The organism is Streptomyces sp. SirexAA-E, from assembly GCF_000177195.2.
Lineage (GTDB): Bacteria > Actinomycetota > Actinomycetes > Streptomycetales > Streptomycetaceae > Streptomyces > Streptomyces flavovirens.
The window spans coordinates 4,616,079-4,633,551 of record NC_015953.1 but is presented as its reverse complement, the minus strand read 5'-3'; the positions used below and the strand labels follow the sequence as shown (position 1 = coordinate 4,633,551).

The window sequence follows — 17,473 nt, the reverse complement described above, 5'->3', positions numbered from 1 at the left end:
CCCGGGATCAGGTGAGCCCGCCCTCCACACCGCGCAGGTGCACGATGTCGCCGGCCGAGACGGGTTCCTGGAGTCCGTCGCCGGTGGCCAGGACCAGCCGCCCGTCGCCGTCGATCGCGACGGCCTCGCCCACGACGGAGCGGTCGCCCGGCAGCTCGGCCCGCACCGGCCGGTCCAGCGTGGCGCAGCCGGCCGCGTACGCCGCCTGGAGGCCGCTCTCGGCCGCGTCGCCCCCCGCGTCACGCCAGCGTGTGTACCACTGCTCCAGGGAGCGCAGGACGGCCCGCAGCAGCGTCTCCCGGTCCGTCGAGGCGGCTCCGGCCAGCGCCAGCGACCCGGCGTGCGGGGCGGGCAGCTCGGCGGCGCGCAGGGAGACGTTGAGGCCGATGCCGACGACCACGCCGTCCGCGGCGCGCTCGGCGAGGATGCCGCCGGTCTTGCGTTCCGAGCCGTGCACGGTGACCAGGAGGTCGTTGGGCCATTTCAGTGCCATGTCGACGCCCGCCGACTGCGCGAGCCCGGTGGCCGTGGCGACCCCGGCCAGCAGGGGCAGCCATCCCCACCGCTCGGCGGGTACGCCGCCGCCGGGGGTGAGGTAGACCGAGAAGAAGAGGCCCGAGCGGGGCGGTGCCGTCCAGACGCGGTCGAGGCGCCCGCGGCCCGCGGTCTGCTCCTCGGCGACCAGCACCGCGCCCTCGGCCAGTGCGCCGGCGGCCCGGGCGGCGAGATCGGAGTTGGTGGAGCCGGTCGCCTCGACGATGTCGAGCGAGCTCCACAGGCCGCCGGGTCTCAGCAGTCCGCGTCGCAGCGCTGCGGTGTTCAGGGGCGGCCGGTCGAGGTCCGACCAGCGGTTGCGCGGGGCGTCCGGAGGAGTCATGCAACCCACACTAGGTGTGGCCAACGACGCACTGCCGAACCGTATCCCCGCCGATACGCTACGGATCAGTAGCCAACAGGAGCCGACGAGCCGGTAGCCGTCGAGCACATATCGGTCCAGCACCTTCACTGGATGTACCAGCCGTCCCCGTGACCAGGCAGGGAGCCGCCACCCGATGTCCGAGCCGCAGAGCGACATCCACACGACCGCGGGCAAGATCGCCGACCTTCGGCGGCGTATCGACGAGGCCACGCACGCAGGTTCCGCACGTGCGGTCGAAAAGCAGCACGCCAAGGGCAAGTTGACCGCACGTGAACGCGTCGATCTGCTGCTCGACGAGGGTTCCTTCGTGGAGCTCGACGAGTTCGCCCGCCACCGGTCGACCAATTTCGGCATCGAGAAGAACCGCCCGTACGGGGACGGCGTCGTCACCGGCTACGGCACGGTCGACGGCCGCCCCGTCTGCGTCTACTCGCAGGACTTCACCATCTTCGGCGGCTCGCTCGGTGAGGTCTACGGCGAGAAGATCGTGAAGGTCATGGACTTCGCGATGAAGACCGGCTGCCCGGTCGTCGGCATCAACGACGGCGGCGGCGCCCGCATCCAGGAGGGCGTGGCCGCCCTCGGCCTGTTCGCCGAGATCTTCCGCCGCAACGTGCACGCCTCGGGTGTCGTCCCGCAGATCTCACTGATCGTCGGGCCGTGCGCGGGCGGCGCGGTCTACTCCCCCGCGATCACCGACTTCACGGTCATGGTCGACCAGACCTCGCACATGTTCATCACCGGTCCCGACGTCATCAAGACGGTCACCGGTGAGGACGTCGGCTTCGAGCAGCTGGGCGGCGCCCGTACGCACAACACCACCTCCGGGGTGGCGCACCACATGGCGGGCGACGAGAAGGACGCCGTCGAGTACGTCAAGTCCCTGCTGTCCTACCTCCCGTCGAACAACCTCTCCGAGGCCCCGGCCTTCCCGGAGGAGGCGGACCTGACGGTCACCGACGAGGACCGGGAGCTGGACACGCTCATCCCGGACTCGGCGAACCAGCCGTACGACATGCACACCGCCATCGAGCACGTGCTGGACGACGGGGAGTTCCTGGAGACCCAGGCGCTGTTCGCGCCGAACATCATCACCGGGTTCGGACGCGTCGAGGGCTATCCGGTGGGCGTCGTCGCCAACCAGCCGATGCGGTTCGCCGGATGCCTGGACATCGACGCGAGCGAGAAGGCCGCCCGCTTCGTGCGCACCTGCGACGCGTTCAACGTGCCGGTGCTGACCTTCGTGGACGTGCCCGGCTTCCTGCCCGGGGTCGACCAGGAGTACGGCGGGATCATCCGCCGCGGCGCCAAGCTGATCTACGCCTACGCGGAGGCCACCGTCCCGCTGATCACCGTGATCACCCGCAAGGCGTTCGGCGGGGCCTACGACGTCATGGGCTCCAAGCACCTGGGCGCCGACCTCAACCTGGCCTGGCCGACCGCGCAGATCGCGGTGATGGGCGCGCAGGGCGCGGTCAACATCCTGCACCGCCGGACGATCGCCGCCGCCGAGGACCCGGACGCCACGCGCACGGAGCTGATCGCGGACTACGAGGACACGCTGCTCAACCCGTACGTCGCGGCCGAGCGCGGCTACGTCGACGCGGTGATCATGCCGTCCGACACCCGGGCCCACCTGGTGAAGGGGCTGCGCCAGCTGCGGACCAAGCGCGAGGCGCTGCCCCCGAAGAAGCACGGCAACATCCCCCTCTGACCGCCACCACCACCGGGAGCCACCATGATCAAGGTCGTACGGGGCAATCCGACCCCGGAGGAGCTGGCCGCCGCCCTCGCGGTGGTCAGGGCGCGCGCGGCGGCGGCCGCCGCCGCACCGTCCGGGCCGCCGATGCCGCCCGAGCAGTGGTCGGACCCGGGCCGCATCGCACGCCAGGGGACACGGCGCCCGGGACCGCGGTCCTGGGCCCGTACGTACTGGCCGGCCTGATCCGGAAGAAGGCCCCCGCGGCGCTTGAGTACGCGTACTCAGGCGCCGCGGGCGTGCCCGGAGCACCATCGGACACATGCTGTGGTCCGATCCCGAGAACAAGCCGCCCAAGGAACTGCGCGACGCCCAGGACATGATGCGTCGCGCGGGGCTGCTGCTCGCGCTGGCCATGGTCGTGGCGATGTTCGTGCTGGGCATCCGCTGAAGCACGCCGTGGGGCCGTCCCCGGCCCGCCTACGATGGCCGGTATGACTGATCAGCGCCGCCTCGTGCTCGCCTCCGCCTCTCCCGCCCGTCTCGGCCTGCTGCGTCAGGCGGGCTTCGCCCCCGAGGTCGTCGTCAGCGGTGTGGACGAGGACGCGCTCACCGCTCCGACCCCGGGCGAGCTGGCGCTCGTCCTGGCGCGGGCCAAGGCCGCCGCGGTGGCGGACCGGCCCGAGGCCCGGGGCGCGCTGGTCATCGGCTGCGACTCGGTGCTCGAACTGGACGGCCGGGCGCTCGGCAAGCCCGCCGACGCCGAGGAGGCCACGGCCCGCTGGACGTCCATGCGCGGGAGGACCGGTGTCCTGCGGACCGGGCACAGCGTGATCGACACGGCGACCGGCCGCACGGCGTCGGCCACCGCCTCGACCACGGTCCACTTCGGCGAGCCGACCGACGCGGAGGTCGCGGCCTACGTCGCCTCGGGCGAACCGCTGTACGTCGCGGGGGCGTTCACCCTGGACGGCCGCTCGGCGCCGTTCATCGAGTCCATCGAGGGCGACCACGGCAACGTCATCGGCCTCTCGATGCCGCTGCTGCGCCGCCTCCTCGGCGAACTCGGCATCTCCGTCACCGAGTTGTGGGCCTGAGAGGGGTCACACGGCGGCCGGGGCCCCGGCCGCGGCGCCGCCCTCGCCCGTGCCGCCCGGCTCCGAGCCCGGCACCCGCGGTCCGTAGGACACCAGGGTCCAGACGAGCAGTGCCAGGACCGCCGTCATCACCCCGAAGGCCGCCCAGCCGACCAGGCCGACCGCGAGCGCGCCGAGCACCCCGTGCACGACCGCGCAGCCGATGAGCGCGATCCGGGCGAAGCGGCCCGGCGCCCGGTCCCGGACGGCCGCGACGAGCGGTATCAGCCCGCACAGCACCAGCAGGACGCCGGAGAGGACACCGAGCACCCATGTACCGGTGGACATCGCACCCGGGTCCATACCGGCCAGGGACATCTGCTGGTTGTCGACGACGCTCGCGAGGACCGCGTTGACCAGCACGATCCCGACGGCCTCCCCGAACAGCACGATCGCGGTCACCACGGCCACGGTCCTGCGCACCACGGCGCCCACCCCCTGTTACCTACAGTACGTGCGGTACAGCGCGGACCCTACTCACAGGTAACACATCGGACAAGGGGTCGTGCGCCGGTCATGCGCCCCGCGTGCTGCGCCACTCCTGACACGCGCTTCCTGCGCGCCTGCTCCGCACCGCCTCGTGCGGGCGGCAAAGTTTCCCTCGGCCGTTCGTAGGGAGTCCACAAAGAAACGCCGCGCGGGGTTGACCGTACGAACAGAGACTTGGACCACACCTCGTGGCTACTGTGCGGTCAAGGGTCCCGGCGTACCGTGGTGCGACAAGGGATTTCACGACTCGAGCAAGCCTCGAATCACACTCCGTGTGGGCAAGTTCACCATTGGGGACGGGTCGTACGGCCGTGTCGGTAGTCCCTAAACTCAGCTTGTTCTCAAGGAGGGAGTCATCGTGCGCAAGGTGCTCATCGCCAACCGTGGCGAAATCGCTGTCCGCGTCGCTCGGGCTTGCCGGGATGCCGGAATCGCGAGCGTAGCCGTCTACGCCGATCCGGACCGGGATGCTCTGCACGTCCGCGCGGCCGACGAGGCGTTCGCTCTGGGCGGTGACACCCCGGCCGCCAGCTATCTGGACATGGCCAAGGTGCTCCAGGCCGCCAAGGACTCCGGGGCGGACGCGATCCACCCGGGTTACGGCTTCCTCTCGGAGAACGCCGAGTTCGCCCAGGCGGTGCTGGACGCGGGTCTGACGTGGATCGGTCCGCCGCCGCAGGCCATCCGCGACCTCGGTGACAAGGTCGCGGCCCGCCACATCGCCCAGCGCGCGGGCGCACCGCTGGTGGCCGGCACCCCGGACCCGGTGTCCGGCTCGGCGGAGGTCGTGGAGTTCGCCGAGCGGAACGGCCTCCCGATCGCGATCAAGGCGGCGTTCGGTGGTGGCGGGCGCGGGCTGAAGGTGGCCCGCACCCTGGAGGAGATTCCCGAGCTGTACGACTCGGCGGTCCGTGAGGCGGTGGCGGCCTTCGGGCGCGGCGAGTGCTTCGTGGAGCGCTACCTCGACAAGCCCCGGCACGTGGAGACGCAGTGCCTGGCCGACACCCACGGCAACGTGGTCGTGGTCTCCACCCGTGACTGCTCGCTGCAGCGCCGCCACCAGAAGCTGGTGGAGGAGGCGCCCGCACCGTTTTTGACCCAGGAGCAGAACGCGGAGCTGTACCGGGCGTCGAAGGCGATCCTGAAGGAGGCCGGCTACGTCGGCGCCGGCACGGTGGAGTTCCTCGTCGGTCTGGACGGCACGATCTCGTTCCTGGAGGTCAACACCCGTCTGCAGGTGGAGCACCCGGTCACCGAGGAGGTCACGGGCCTGGACCTGGTGCGGGAGATGTTCCGGATCGCGGACGGTGAGGAGCTGGGTTACGGGGACCCGGCCGTGCGCGGGCACTCCTTCGAGTTCCGTATCAACGGTGAGGACCCGGGCCGTGGCTTCCTGCCCGCGCCGGGCACCGTCACCCTGTTCGCCCCGCCGTCCGGTCCCGGTGTCCGGCTGGACGCGGGTGTGGAGTCGGGCAGTGTCATCGGTCCGGCGTGGGACTCGCTGCTGGCCAAGCTGGTGGTGACCGGGGCGACGCGTGAGCAGGCCCTTCAGCGGGCGGCGCGGGCGCTGGGCGAGTTCACGGTCGAGGGCATGGCCACCGCCATCCCCTTCCACCGTGCCGTCGTCGTCGATCCGGCGTTCACCTCGGACCCCTTCCGTATCCACACCCGGTGGATCGAGACCGAGTTCGTCAACGACATCAAGCCCTTCACCGTCCCCGCGGAAGCGGAGGCGGACGAGGACTCCGGCCGTGAGACCGTCGTCGTCGAGGTCGGCGGCAAGCGCCTGGAGGTCTCCCTGCCCTCCTCGCTCGGCATGAGCCTGGCCCGCACCGGCCTCGCCGCCGGCGCCAAACCCAAGCGCCGCGCCGCGAAGAAGGCCGGATCGGCCGCTTCCGGCGACACCCTCGCCTCGCCCATGCAGGGCACGATCGTCAAGATCGCGGTCGAGGAGGGCCAGGAGGTCAAGGAAGGCGACCTCGTCGTCGTCCTGGAGGCCATGAAGATGGAACAACCCCTCAACGCCCACCGCTCCGGCACCGTCAAGGGACTCGCGGCGACCGTGGGTACGTCGGTCTCCTCCGGCGCCGTGATCTGCGAGATCAAGGACTGATCAGCCCCGCTCTCGACCACCCGGCCGCCCGGCAGCCCGACCGCACGCGTCCGCGTGCCCGACGGCGGCCGGGCGGTCGGTGGCATCCTGGACCCGGAGCGGACACCAGGAGGGCAGTGCGATGGCGACGAGCAGCACGGCGGGGACGCGGGCGCCGGACCGCCCCATGCGCGCCGACGCGCGCCGCAACTACGACCGGCTGCTCGGCGAGGCCCGTACGTCGTTCGCGGAGCACGGCACGGATGCCTCGCTGGAGGACATCGCCCGGGGGGCGGGCGTGGGCATCGGCACCCTGTACCGGCACTTCCCCAACCGGCACGCCCTGATGAACGCGGTCTTCCAAGAGGCGCTGACGGCGCTGCTGACCCGCTCCCGGGAACTGGCCGGGTCCGAGCAGCCGTGCACCGCGCTCGTGGAGTGGCTGGGCGCGATCGTCAGCCACGCCGGCGAGTACCGCGGTCTGGCGCAGGCTCTCATGTCGGCCTCGGTGGACCGGACTTCGGCCCTGACCGAGTGCCATGTGCCGTTGCGTCAGGCGGGGGCGCGGCTGCTGGAGCGGGCCCAGGCGAGCGGCGCGGTGCGGGCGGACGTCTCGATCGACGACCTGTTGCAGCTGACGAACGCGATCGCCCTGGCGGCGGAACAGACCCCGGCGGACCCGGCTCTGGCGGCCCGCCTCCTGCGCCTCACCCTCCAGGGCCTGCGCGCCGCGCCCTGAGCGCCGCGATCCGGCGGGTGCGCTCGGGGCCCCGCCTACCGTCGCCGGAGGTCCGCCACCCGGGCCCGTTCCCCGGGCCCGTCCGTGCTCCGCAGCTGCGGGCCGAGCCCGGCCGGTCCACCGCCCGGGTGTGTACGCCGCTGGCCCGGCAGCGGCAGGTCGGGGCGGGGCCTGCGGCCCTGGTTCAGACCCTCGCCGCCGCCCGTGTGCTCCGACTCCGACCCCGCGACCGTGATCTCGACGCCCTGGTCCGCCAGCGCCTGGAGCTCGGTGGCGGCCCGTTCGTCGTGGGCCGGCGGTTCGTCCGTCACCAGACGGGTGATCAGCTCCGTGGGTACCGTCTGGAACATGGTGTCGGAGCCGAGCTTGGTGTGGTCCGCCAGGACCACCACCTCCGCCGCGGCCTGCACCAGTGCCCGGTCCACACTCGCCGAGAGCATGTTGGACGTGGACAGTCCGCGTTCGGCGGTCAGCCCGCTCCCGGAGAGGAACGCCCTGGAGACCCGCAGCCCCTGGAGGGACTGCTCGGCCCCACTGCCCACGAGCGCGTAGTTGCTCCCGCGCAGGGTGCCGCCGGTCATCACCACTTCCACCCGGTTGGCATGGGCCAACGCCTGGGCGACCAGCAGCGAGTTGGTGACCACGGTCAGGCCGGGGACACGCGCGAGCCGGCGGGCCAGCTCCTGCGTGGTCGTACCGGCGCCGACCACGATGGCCTCGCCCTCACCGACCAGTCCGGCGGCCAGGTCGGCGATGGCCGTCTTCTCCGCGGTGGAGAGATGGGATTTCTGCGGAAAGCCGGACTCCCGCGTAAAACCGCCCGGCAAGACCGCACCGCCGTGCCGGCGGTCGAGGAGTCCTTCTGCCTCCAGTGCCCGCACGTCCCGCCGTACGGTCACTTCGGAGGTCTGGACGACGCGGGCGAGCTCACGGAGCGATACCGCCCCGTTGGCACGCACCATTTCGAGGATCAACTGACGACGTTCTGCAGCGAACACGGAACTGACAGTAACCTGGCCGTAGGTAGCTTTTCAGCAGTTTGCGCCGAATAACAGAAGTTGTACACAGACGGGGCCCCCTAGTGATATAGGGGGCCCCGCTGTGTTTCAGGCATCGTCCAGGAGCGGCCGGACGGCCTTGGCCTACGCCTCGCCGACACCCTTACGGGTGTGCAACTGCCGGGCCACTTCCGCGATCGACCCCGACAGGGACGGGTACACGGTGAAGGCGTTCGCGATCTGCTCCACCGTCAGGTTGTTGTCGACCGCGATCGAGATCGGGTGGATCAGCTCACTGGCCCGTGGCGCGACCACGCATCCGCCGACGACGATCTCGGTGCCCGGACGGCAGAGGATCTTGACGAAGCCGTCCCGGATGCCCTGCATCTTGGCGCGCGGGTTGCGCAGCAGCGGCAGCTTCACGACGCGGGCGTCGATCTTGCCGGAATCGACGTCGGCCTGGCTGTAGCCGACCGTGGCGATCTCCGGGTCGGTGAAGACGTTGGCGGAGACCGTCTTGAGGTTGAGCGGGGTCACCGCGTCGCCGAGGAAGTGGTACATCGCGATACGGCCCTGCATCGCCGCGACCGAGGCCAGGGCGAAGACCCCGGTGACGTCGCCGGCCGCGTAGACGCCGGGGGCGCTGGTGCGCGAGACCCGGTCGGTGCGGATGTGCCCGGAGTCCTTGAGCTGGACCCCGGCCTCCTCCAGCCCCATGCCCGCCGTGTTGGGGATCGCGCCGACCGCCATCAGGCAGTGCGTGCCGGAGATGACCCGGCCGTCGGCCAGCGTGACCTCGACGCGGTCGCCGACGCGCTTCGCGGCCTGGGCACGGGAGCGGGCCATGACGTTCATGCCGCGGCGCCGGAAGACGTCCTCCAGGACGGCCGCGGCGTCCGGGTCCTCGCCGGGCAGTACCCGGTCCCGGGAGGAGACGAGGGTCACCCGGGAGCCGAGCGCCTGGTAGGCGCCGGCGAACTCAGCGCCGGTCACACCGGAGCCGACCACGATGAGCTCCTCGGGGAGCTCGTCGAGGTCGTAGACCTGCGTCCAGTTCAGGATGCGCTCGCCGTCCGGCTGGGCGTCCGGGATCTCCCGGGGGTGGCCGCCGGTCGCGATCAGGACGGCGTCGGCGGTGAGCCGCTCCTCCGTCCCGTCGGCGGCGGTCACCACGACCTGGCGCGAGCCGTCGGCGGCCTGGAGCCCTTCGAGCCGGCCGCGGCCCCGCATGACCCGGGCCCCGGCGCGCGTCACGGAGGCGGTGATGTCGTGGGACTGGGCGAGCGCCAGGCGCTTGACCCTGCGGTTCACCTTGCCGAGGTCGACCCCGACCACGCGCGCCGCCTGCTCGACGTGCGGCGTGTCGTCGGCGACGATGATGCCCAGCTCCTCGTAGGAGGAGTCGAAGGTGGTCATCACCTCGGCCGTCGCGATCAGGGTCTTCGAGGGCACGCAGTCGGTGAGTACCGAAGCTCCGCCGAGGCCGTCGCAGTCGACGACGGTCACCTCCGCGCCGAGCTGGGCGCCCACCAGTGCCGCCTCGTAGCCGCCGGGGCCGCCGCCGATGATCACGATCCGGGTCACAAGAAGTCCGCCTCGCGTGGTGTCATCCCACGGCCGTCTGCCGCCCCGGCCGGGGGTCCGGGGGATCGCCCCGGGGAATGCAGTACGTAGTTCATTGTCCCGCACCCGCCGATCCGCCTCGCCCCGGGGCCCTCCATCCGGGAACGCGCCCGGTCCCGCCCCCTCGTTCCGCCCCGGCACGGCCCTCGGGCCCGTGACGCCGACCGGCGGAACCGGCATGTTTCCCGTCACCTCCCGTACCCTCGACCCCATGTCGCTCTACGCCGCGTACGCCGGCAACCTCGACGCGCGGCTGATGACGCGCCGCGCCCCGCATTCACCGCTGCGCGGCACCGGCTGGCTGAACGGCTGGCGGCTGACGTTCGGCGGCGAGCAGATGGGCTGGGAGGGCGCCCTGGCCACGGTCGTGGAGGCGCCCCGCTCCCAGGTCTTCGTCGCGCTGTACGACCTGGCACCGATGGACGAGGACTCCATGGACCGCTGGGAAGGCGTCGGCCTCGACATCTACCGCCGTATGCGGGTGCGCGTGCACACCCTGGACGGCGAGGAGCCGGCCTGGATGTACGTGCTGAACGGCTACGAGGGCGGCCTGCCCTCCGCCCGCTACCTGGGCGAGGTGGCGGACGCCGCCGAGTCGGCGGGCGCCCCGCACGACTATGTGATGAGCCTGCGCAAGCGCCCCTGCTGACCCGCCCGGAAGCCACCCGGCACACGGCTTCTGTACGAAAGCACGAACAGGTCCGGCCAGGCTCTGGACCCGCACATCTACGCGCGTAGGGAATCAGCGGTTACCCTCATCCGCGTGAACGCATCTGTTATTCCGGACCACATCCAGGGCGACCCGCACGCGGCCGCCGCCGACGCCGCCGCCCGCCTGCGCGAGCTGACCGGCGCCGAGACCCATGACGTCGCCCTCGTGATGGGCTCCGGCTGGGCCCCCGCCGGCGATGCGCTCGGCACGCCGGAGGCCGAGTTCCCGGTGACCGCGCTCCCCGGGTTCCCCGCTCCCGCGGTGGAGGGGCACGGCGGGAAGATCCGCTCCTACCTGATCGGTGGGAAGCGCGCGCTCGTCTTCCTCGGCCGCACGCACTACTACGAGGGCCGGGGCGTCGCCGCCGTCGCCCACGGTGTCCGTACGGCGGTCGCCGCGGGCTGCCGGACCGTCGTCCTGACGAACGGCTGCGGCGGTCTCCGCGAGGGCATGCGCCCCGGGCAGCCGGTGCTGATCAACGACCACATCAACCTCACGGCGGCGTCCCCGATCGTCGGCGCCAACTTCGTCGATCTGACCGACCTGTACTCGCCGCGGCTGCGGGCCCTGTGCCAGGAGATCGACCCGACGCTCGAAGAGGGCGTCTACGTGCAGTTCCCCGGGCCGCACTACGAGACCCCGGCCGAGATCAACATGGTCCGCGTCCTGGGCGGCGACCTGGTCGGCATGTCCACCGTGCTGGAGGCCATCGCGGCCCGTGAGGCGGGCGCCGAGGTGCTGGGGATCTCCCTGGTCACCAACCTGGCCGCCGGCCTGAGCGGCGAACCCCTCAACCACGAGGAGGTCCTGCGGGCCGGCCTGGAGTCGGCGACCCGGATGGGCGCGCTGCTGGCCCAGGTCCTGGACCGGATCTGACCTGCGGCGGGCGCCCGCCCCTCCTGGCGCCCGGCCCCACCGGGCCCCGACCGGACCTGACCCGTCCGGCCGCCTCCAGCCTTTCCGGCCCCCTCCTGCCCCTCCGGTGTTCGAGGAGCGGGGCCCGGGGTGGAGCCCCGAAGATCAGCTCGTCCGGCGCTTGAAAACGCCGGAGGGCCCGGGGGCCCGGGAGCCGAGCCTCCGGTTTCGGGAAGGGACGGGAAGGGGACAAGCCCGCGCAGCGCCCACCCCTGCCCCGCCCCACCACCGCACCACATCCCCGCACCCACCCACCCGCACCCCCGAGAGGCGGACCCCGTGCAGCAGGACCTCATCGCCCGGGCCAGGACCTGGCTGGCCGAGGACCCGGACCCGGAGACCCGCGAGGAGCTCGAGGCCCTCCTCGACGCCGAGGACCACGACGCCCTCGCCGAACGTTTCGCCGGCACCCTCCAGTTCGGCACGGCCGGGCTGCGGGGCGAGATCGGCGCGGGCCCGATGCGGATGAACCGTTCCGTCGTCATCCGGGCCGCCGCCGGCCTCGCCGCGTACCTGAAGGCGAACGGCGACGGGGGCGGTCTGGTCGTCATCGGCTACGACGCCCGGTACAAGTCCGCCGACTTCGCCCGCGACACCGCGGCCGTGATGACCGGTGCCGGTCTGCGCGCCGCCGTGCTCCCCCGCCCGCTGCCCACCCCGGTCCTCGCGTACGCCATACGGCACCTGGGGGCCGTGGCGGGCGTCGAGGTCACCGCCAGCCACAATCCGCCGCGCGACAACGGCTACAAGGTCTACCTGGGCGACGGCTCGCAGATCGTGCCCCCGGCCGACGCGGAGATCGCCGCCGCCATCGACGCGGTCGGCCCGCTCGACGGCGTACCGCGCCCGGAGAACGGCTGGGAGGTCCTCGGCGACGAGGTCCTGGACGCCTACCTCGCCCGTACCGACGCCGTCCTCGCCGCCGGGTCGCCCCGCACCGCGCGGACCGTCTACACGGCGATGCACGGCGTCGGCACCTCCGTCCTCACGGCCGCCTTCGCCCGGGCCGGTTTCCCCGAGCCGGTGCTCGTCGCCGAGCAGGCCGACCCGGACCCGGCGTTCCCGACCGTGGCGTTCCCCAACCCGGAGGAGCCGGGCGCGATGGACCTCGCCTTCGCGACCGCGCGCCGGGCGGAACCGGACCTGATCATCGCCAACGACCCGGACGCCGACCGCTGTGCCGTCGCCGTCCCCGACCCGTCGGCCGAGGGCGGCTGGCGGATGCTGCGCGGTGACGAGGTCGGCGCGCTGCTCGCCGCCCACCTGGTGGACCGGGGCGTCTCCGGGGTGCTGGCCGAGTCGATCGTGTCCTCGTCCCTCCTCGGCCGGATCGCCGAGAAGGCGGGCCTGGGTTACGAGGAGACGCTGACGGGCTTCAAGTGGATCGCCCGGGTGGACGGTCTGCGGTACGGCTACGAGGAGGCGCTGGGCTACTGCGTCGACCCGGAGGGCGTACGCGACAAGGACGGCATCACCGCGGCCCTGCTGGTCGCCGAGCTGGCCTCCGTGCTGAAGGAGCGGGGCCGCACCCTGCTCGACCTGCTGGACGACCTCGCCCTGGACCACGGGCTGCACGCGACCGACCAGCTGTCGGTGCGCGTCGAGGACCTGACGGTCATCGCGGACGCCATGCGCCGGCTGCGGGAGAACCCCCCGGCCGCCCTGGCGGGCCTGCCCGTCACCTCGGCCGAGGACCTGGCCCGCGGCACGGACCGGCTGCCGCCCACCGACGGCCTGCGCTACCAGCTGACCGGGGCACGGGTGATCGTCCGCCCGAGCGGCACCGAGCCGAAGCTCAAGTGCTATCTGGAGGTCGTGGTCCCGGTCTCCGGCAGGGACGGGCTCCCGGCGGCCAGGGCACGGGCCGCGGAACTCCTGACCGGCATCAAGCGCGACCTCGCGGCAGCCGCGGGCATCTGACGGGCCCGCTTCACGCCCACCACCTCCGCGGTGGGCGTGAGGCACCCTTCCTCCGCCGCGGACAGCCCCGGCCGCCCGCCTCGGGGCCGGTCCGTACTCCCCGTACGGGCCCGGCCGTTCAGCCGATCGCCAGCAGCACCACGAGCAGCACCACGCCGACACCGACCGGCGCGAGCACCTCGTACGACCAGCGCACCGAGGCACTGGTCGCGCGCTGCCCGGGGTCCGCCCCGCGCTCCTTCAGTTCGCGCAGCTCGTTCACCGTCCGGTCGGCGGCCGCCACGCGGGCCTGCGTGTCGCGGATGTCGGCGTGCACGGAGGTCCGGCCGAACGGGTCGTCCAGCGATGCCCTGCTCGCCTTCCTGGCGGCCTTCTTGCGCTCGCGCAGCGACACCGGGACCGCCCACAGCTGGTACTTCGTGCCGTCCTGGGCGAACAGCTCGCTGGTGTACGAGGCGCGGACGTCGGCGACGTCGGTCCAGGGCAGCTCGATGGTCCGGAACGGGTTGCGGACGCGGATGCGCTCCTCGTTGGCGTACACCGCGGGTCGCAGCGTGAAGGCGACGATCAGCGGGATCACGGTCAGCAGTGCGGCCAGTGCCATCCAGGGGACCCATCCCTCGCCGCGGACCGCCGCGTCCACGCCGACCCAGCCGACCAGCAGGATCAGCAGCGCGCCGGTGACCAGCCCGCCTCCGGAGCGGTAGGTCCGGTCGGCGTAGGAGGGCTCGGCGGGGGGCGTGGGGCTCGTCATGGTCCGATTCTGCCTGACGGGCCCGGACGGGTGGCCCGGTGCCCGCCCCGGGGCGTGCGGGGGCGCGGAGAAGGAGGGGGACTGTACATGTCGCTACGCGCGTAGATATGCTCCTCTGGTGACCATGCCCACGACTGCACCGCCCCCCAAGCCGTCAGCCGCGTCCGAGCGGGGAGGCAGCCCCTTCGCCGACGCGACCGCGTCCGACAGCGCGCTGCGCCGCTTCCTGCACGGGCTGCCCGGTGTCGACACCGTCGGTCTCGAAGCGCGCGCCGCCTCCCTCGGTACCCGGTCGGTCAAGACGACCGCCAAGGCGTACGCCATCGATCTGGCCATCTCGATGATCGACCTGACGACGCTGGAAGGCGCGGACACCCCCGGCAAGGTCCGGGCGCTGGCCGCCAAGGCCGTCAACCCCGATCCGCTCGACCGTACGACCCCGCGCACCGCCGCGGTCTGCGTCTACCCCGACATGGCACGGACCGCCGTCGCCGCGCTGTCCGGGTCCGGAGTGAAGGTGGCGTCCGTGGCGACGGCCTTCCCCGCCGGGCGGGCCGCGCTGGACGTCAAGCTCGCGGACGTCCGCGACGCGGTGGCGGCCGGTGCCGACGAGATCGACATGGTGATCGACCGGGGCGCCTTCCTGTCCGGCCGCTACCTGAAGGTGTACGAGGAGATCGTCGCCGTGAAGGCGGAGTGCGGCTCGGCGCGCCTGAAGGTGATCTTCGAGACGGGCGAGCTGTCCACGTACGACAACATCCGGCGGGCCTCCTGGCTCGGGATGCTGGCGGGCGCGGACTTCGTCAAGACCTCGACCGGCAAGGTCGCGACGAACGCCACCCCGGCGAACACCCTGCTGATGCTGGAGGCCGTGCGCGACTTCCGCGAGCAGACCGGCGTCCAGGTCGGGGTGAAGCCCGCGGGCGGCATCCGCACCACCAAGGACGCGATCAAGTTCCTCGTCCTGGTGAACGAGACCGCCGGTGAGGACTGGCTGGACAACCACTGGTTCCGCTTCGGCGCCTCCAGCCTGCTGAACGACCTGCTGATGCAGCGCCAGAAGCTCAGCACCGGCCGTTACTCCGGCCCCGATTACGTGACGGTGGACTGATAGCCATGGCATCCGCATTCGACTACGCACCGGCTCCGGAGTCCCGCTCCGTCGTCGACATCGCACCCTCCTACGGGCTGTTCATCGACGGCGAGTTCACCGAGGCCGCCGACGGCAGGGTCTTCAAGACCGTCAGCCCGTCCACCGAGGAGGTGCTCTCCGAGGTCGCCCGCGCGGGCGCCGAGGACGTGGACCGCGCCGTGAAGGCCGCCCGCAAGGCGTTCGAGAAGTGGTCGGCGCTGCCCGGCTCGGAGCGCGCCAAGTACCTCTTCCGGATCGCCCGGATCATCCAGGAGCGCTCCCGCGAGCTGGCCGTCCTGGAGACCCTGGACAACGGCAAGCCGATCAGGGAGACCCGTGACGCGGACCTCCCGCTGGTCGCCGCGCACTTCTTCTACTACGCGGGCTGGGCCGACAAGCTCGACCACGCCGGCTACGGGGCGAACCCGCGCCCGCTGGGCGTGGCCGGACAGATCATCCCGTGGAACTTCCCGCTGCTGATGCTCGCGTGGAAGATCGCCCCGGCGCTCGCCACCGGCAACACCGTGGTCCTCAAGCCCGCCGAGACGACACCGCTGTCCGCGCTGTTCTTCGCGGACATCTGCCGCCAGGCGGGACTGCCCAGGGGTGTCGTCAACATCCTGCCCGGGTACGGCGACGCGGGCTCCGCGCTCGTCGAGCACCCGGACGTGAACAAGGTCGCCTTCACCGGGTCGACCGCCGTCGGCAAGGCCATCGCCCGGCAGATCGCGGGCACGGACAAGCGCGCGACGCTCGAACTGGGCGGCAAGGGCGCCAACATCGTCTTCGACGACGCGCCGATCGACCAGGCCGTCGAGGGCATCGTGACCGGCATCTTCTTCAACCAGGGCCAGGTCTGCTGCGCGGGCTCCCGGCTCCTCGTCCAGGAGTCGGTGCACGACGAGGTGCTGCACGCCCTCAAGCGCCGGCTGTCCACGCTGCGCCTCGGCGACCCGCTGGACAAGAACACCGACATCGGCGCGATCAACTCCGCCGAACAGCTCGCCCGGATCAGCGCGCTGGTGGAGACCGGCGAGGCGGAGGGCGCCGAACGCTGGTCGGCCCCCTGCGAGCTCCCGTCCACGGGCTACTGGTTCGCCCCGACGCTCTTCACCGGAGTCACCCAGGCGCACACGGTCGCCCGGGACGAGATCTTCGGCCCGGTGCTGTCGGTGCTCACCTTCCGTACGCCGGACGAGGCCGTCGCCAAGGCCAACAACAGCCAGTACGGCCTGTCGGCCGGCATCTGGACGGAGAAGGGCTCCCGCATCCTCGCGGTGGCGAACAGGCTCCGCGCCGGTGTGGTGTGGGCCAACACGTTCAACAAGTTCGACCCGACCTCGCCGTTCGGCGGATACAAGGAGTCGGGCTACGGCCGCGAGGGCGGCCGTCACGGTCTGGAGGCCTACCTCGATGTCTGACGGGCGACTCAGCGTCTTCAAGACCTACAAGCTGTACGTCGGGGGCAAGTTCCCCCGCTCCGAGAGCGGCCGGGTGTACGAGGTGACGGACTCCAAGGGCAAGTGGCTGGCCAACGTCCCGCAGTCCTCCCGCAAGGACGCCAGGGACGCCGTGGTGGCCGCGCGGAAGGCGTTCGGCGGCTGGTCCGGCGCGACCGCGTACAACCGCGGCCAGATCCTCTACCGCGTCGCGGAGATGCTGGAGGGCCGCCGGGAGCAGTTCGTCCGGGAGGTGGCGGAGGCCGAGGGGCTGTCGAAGTCCAAGGCGGCGTCCGTCGTCGACGCGGCGATCGACCGCTGGGTCTGGTACGCGGGCTGGACCGACAAGATCGGCCAGGTCGTGGGCGGGGCCAACCCGGTCGCGGGGCCGTATCTCAACCTCTCCACGCCCGAACCCACCGGTGTGGTCACGGTGCTGGCCCCGCAGGAGTCGTCCCTCCTGGGCCTGGTCTCCGTCGTCGCACCGGTGATCGCCGCCGGCAACACGGCGGTCGTCGTCGCCTCGGCCGACCGGCCGCTGCCCGCGCTCTCGCTGGGCGAGGTGCTGGCCACGTCGGACCTGCCGGGTGGTGTGGTGAACATCCTGTCGGGCCGTACGGCGGAGCTGGCGGCGCCGCTCGCCTCGCACCAGGACGTCAACGGCATCGACCTCACGGGAGCCGCGGACGACGCGGACCTGGCGAAGGAGTTGGAGGCGGCCGCCGCGGACAACCTGAAGCGCGTCCGCCGTCCACAGCCTGTGGACGGCACCGACTGGTCGGCCGACCCCGGTACGCACCGGCTGACGGCCTTCCTGGAGACCAAGACGGTCTGGCACCCGACGGGCGCCCTGGGGGCCTCCGGCTCCTCGTACTGACCGGCGCACGCGCCCGTGGGGCCCGCCTC

The 17,473-nt window shown here is 72.1% G+C and carries 17 protein-coding genes; 12 read left to right on the top strand and 5 right to left on the bottom strand.

The window, feature by feature from the left end; genetic code table 11:
- Window positions 1–7: 7 nt before the first annotated feature.
- Complete coding sequence (locus tag SACTE_RS20820; RefSeq protein ID WP_019993829.1) at window positions 8–877, bottom strand: biotin--[acetyl-CoA-carboxylase] ligase; 870 nt, start codon at window positions 875–877, stop codon at window positions 8–10.
- Window positions 878–1,052: 175 nt separating this feature from the next.
- On the opposite strand from SACTE_RS20820, the gene SACTE_RS20815 reads away from it, so the two are divergent.
- From SACTE_RS20815 to SACTE_RS20805, 4 genes are all read left to right on the top strand, one after another.
- Window positions 1,053–2,633, top strand: a complete 1,581-nt coding sequence (locus tag SACTE_RS20815; RefSeq protein ID WP_014047985.1) for an acyl-CoA carboxylase subunit beta — start codon at window positions 1,053–1,055, stop codon at window positions 2,631–2,633.
- A 24-nt stretch (window positions 2,634–2,657) separates the two neighbouring features.
- Window positions 2,658–2,864, top strand: coding sequence for an acyl-CoA carboxylase epsilon subunit (locus SACTE_RS20810; protein WP_014047984.1), 207 nt, complete (start codon window positions 2,658–2,660; stop codon window positions 2,862–2,864).
- Between the two features lie 76 nt (window positions 2,865–2,940).
- A complete protein-coding gene (locus SACTE_RS35430; RefSeq protein ID WP_014047983.1) occupies window positions 2,941–3,069 on the top strand; it encodes a hypothetical protein in 129 nt (42 codons plus the stop codon).
- 34 nt (window positions 3,070–3,103) lie between these two features.
- On the top strand, window positions 3,104–3,715 hold the full coding sequence (locus tag SACTE_RS20805) for a nucleoside triphosphate pyrophosphatase (RefSeq protein ID WP_014047982.1): 612 nt from the start codon (window positions 3,104–3,106) through the stop codon (window positions 3,713–3,715).
- A 6-nt stretch (window positions 3,716–3,721) separates the two neighbouring features.
- Here the strand turns inward: SACTE_RS20805 and SACTE_RS20800 are convergent, their stop codons facing one another.
- On the bottom strand, window positions 3,722–4,180 hold the full coding sequence (locus SACTE_RS20800) for a hypothetical protein (RefSeq protein ID WP_014047981.1): 459 nt from the start codon (window positions 4,178–4,180) through the stop codon (window positions 3,722–3,724).
- A gap of 421 nt (window positions 4,181–4,601) precedes the next feature.
- On the opposite strand from SACTE_RS20800, the gene SACTE_RS20795 reads away from it, so the two are divergent.
- Both SACTE_RS20795 and SACTE_RS20790 read left to right on the top strand, forming a co-directional pair.
- Window positions 4,602–6,356: a biotin carboxylase N-terminal domain-containing protein gene (locus SACTE_RS20795; protein WP_014047980.1), complete on the top strand. Its 1,755-nt coding sequence runs from the start codon at window positions 4,602–4,604 to the stop codon at window positions 6,354–6,356.
- 121 nt (window positions 6,357–6,477) lie between these two features.
- The gene (locus tag SACTE_RS20790; RefSeq protein WP_014047979.1) at window positions 6,478–7,074 is read left to right on the top strand and encodes a TetR/AcrR family transcriptional regulator; all 597 of its coding nucleotides are present in this window, start codon (window positions 6,478–6,480) and stop codon (window positions 7,072–7,074) included.
- 35 nt (window positions 7,075–7,109) lie between these two features.
- Here SACTE_RS20790 and SACTE_RS20785 read toward each other — a convergent pair whose 3' ends face one another.
- Together SACTE_RS20785 and SACTE_RS20780 are read right to left on the bottom strand one after the other, a co-directional pair.
- Window positions 7,110–8,072 carry a DeoR/GlpR family DNA-binding transcription regulator gene (locus SACTE_RS20785; RefSeq protein WP_078492649.1) on the bottom strand — a complete coding sequence of 321 codons (963 nt, stop codon included), beginning with the start codon at window positions 8,070–8,072 and terminating at the stop codon, window positions 7,110–7,112.
- A gap of 144 nt (window positions 8,073–8,216) precedes the next feature.
- On the bottom strand, window positions 8,217–9,656 hold the full coding sequence (locus SACTE_RS20780; RefSeq protein ID WP_014047977.1) for an NAD(P)H-quinone dehydrogenase: 1,440 nt from the start codon (window positions 9,654–9,656) through the stop codon (window positions 8,217–8,219).
- Between the two features lie 250 nt (window positions 9,657–9,906).
- Between SACTE_RS20780 and SACTE_RS20775 the strand changes: the two genes are divergently transcribed.
- The 3 genes from SACTE_RS20775 to SACTE_RS20765 all read left to right on the top strand — a co-directional run bounded on the left by SACTE_RS20775 (window position 9,907) and on the right by SACTE_RS20765 (window position 13,242).
- Entirely contained in the window at window positions 9,907–10,344 is a 438-nt protein-coding gene (locus SACTE_RS20775) for a gamma-glutamylcyclotransferase (protein WP_026359197.1), read from the top strand.
- A 114-nt stretch (window positions 10,345–10,458) separates the two neighbouring features.
- Window positions 10,459–11,283: a purine-nucleoside phosphorylase gene (locus SACTE_RS20770; RefSeq protein ID WP_014047975.1), complete on the top strand. Its 825-nt coding sequence runs from the start codon at window positions 10,459–10,461 to the stop codon at window positions 11,281–11,283.
- A gap of 318 nt (window positions 11,284–11,601) precedes the next feature.
- Complete coding sequence (locus tag SACTE_RS20765) at window positions 11,602–13,242, top strand: phospho-sugar mutase (RefSeq protein ID WP_014047974.1); 1,641 nt, start codon at window positions 11,602–11,604, stop codon at window positions 13,240–13,242.
- 118 nt (window positions 13,243–13,360) lie between these two features.
- On the opposite strand, the gene SACTE_RS20760 is transcribed toward SACTE_RS20765, so the two are convergent.
- A complete protein-coding gene (locus SACTE_RS20760; RefSeq protein ID WP_014047973.1) occupies window positions 13,361–13,996 on the bottom strand; it encodes a PH domain-containing protein in 636 nt (211 codons plus the stop codon).
- Between the two features lie 124 nt (window positions 13,997–14,120).
- Here SACTE_RS20760 and deoC point away from each other — a divergent pair, with 124 nt between their 5' ends.
- From deoC to SACTE_RS20745, 3 genes are read left to right on the top strand one after another with little or no spacing between them, the layout of a single operon-like run.
- Complete coding sequence (gene deoC, locus SACTE_RS20755) at window positions 14,121–15,107, top strand: deoxyribose-phosphate aldolase (protein WP_014047972.1); 987 nt, start codon at window positions 14,121–14,123, stop codon at window positions 15,105–15,107.
- A gap of 5 nt (window positions 15,108–15,112) precedes the next feature.
- On the top strand, window positions 15,113–16,549 hold the full coding sequence (locus SACTE_RS20750) for an aldehyde dehydrogenase family protein (protein WP_014047971.1): 1,437 nt from the start codon (window positions 15,113–15,115) through the stop codon (window positions 16,547–16,549).
- The gene (locus tag SACTE_RS20745; protein WP_014047970.1) at window positions 16,542–17,444 is read left to right on the top strand and encodes an aldehyde dehydrogenase family protein; all 903 of its coding nucleotides are present in this window, start codon (window positions 16,542–16,544) and stop codon (window positions 17,442–17,444) included. Before SACTE_RS20750 ends, SACTE_RS20745 begins: the two co-directional genes overlap by 8 nt.
- Window positions 17,445–17,473: the final 29 nt, after the last annotated feature.